Here is a 582-nt window from a genome sequence, read left to right on the forward strand (position 1 = left end):
GCTGAGAGCCAATACAGTTAGAGCACGACGGCACGTTCGCATGACGAATTACTTACGCAGTTCGACGCGACGGTTTTGAGCCCAGGACTGCTCGTCGTGGCCAGTAGCAACTGGACGCTCTTTACCGTAGGAAACCAGTTCCAGTTGGCCTGGAGCAACACCTTGCAGTACCAGGTAGCGCTGAACGGCTTTCGCACGACGCTCGCCCAGTGCCATGTTGTACTCACGAGTACCACGTTCGTCAGTGTTACCTTCCAGAACAACGCGAGCGCCGTTAGCTTTCAGGTCCTTCGCGTGAACGTCCAGAGCGCGCATGGCTTCTGGCTTCAGGTCCGAACTGTCGTATTCGAAGTAGAAAGTGGTGATAGCGCGCAGAGCAGCTTCTTCGCTCAGGGAGCCGTCAACAGCACCAGTGTTAGCGCCGTAACCAGCGTTTGGATCAACAGCTGCGCCTTCACCGGCATTGTCGCCGCCTTTAGACGAGCAACCAACGGCTACGGACAGAGCCAGAGCCAGAGCAGCAAACTTACCAAACTTCAGCATTTCCATCGTGAAACTCCTAATGAACCCCAGTGTGTTAAG

Annotated in this window: 1 protein-coding gene; it reads right to left on the reverse strand. The window is 55.3% G+C overall.

Annotated features, from left to right (window positions below; translation table 11 throughout):
• Positions 1 to 48 precede the first annotated feature (48 nt).
• Entirely contained in the window at positions 49 to 549 is a 501-nt protein-coding gene (gene pal / locus CFE47_RS31450; RefSeq protein ID WP_003209827.1) for a peptidoglycan-associated lipoprotein Pal, read from the reverse strand.
• Between the last annotated feature and the right edge of the window lie 33 nt (positions 550 to 582).

This window comes from Pseudomonas sp. PGPPP1 (assembly GCF_002255865.1).
GTDB lineage: Bacteria > Pseudomonadota > Gammaproteobacteria > Pseudomonadales > Pseudomonadaceae > Aquipseudomonas > Aquipseudomonas cremoris.

Coding starts and splice junctions, on each gene's coding strand:
- pal (WP_003209827.1), bottom strand. CDS start 549: ATGGAAATGCTGAAGTTTGGTAAGTTTGCTGCTCTGGCTCTGGCTCTG.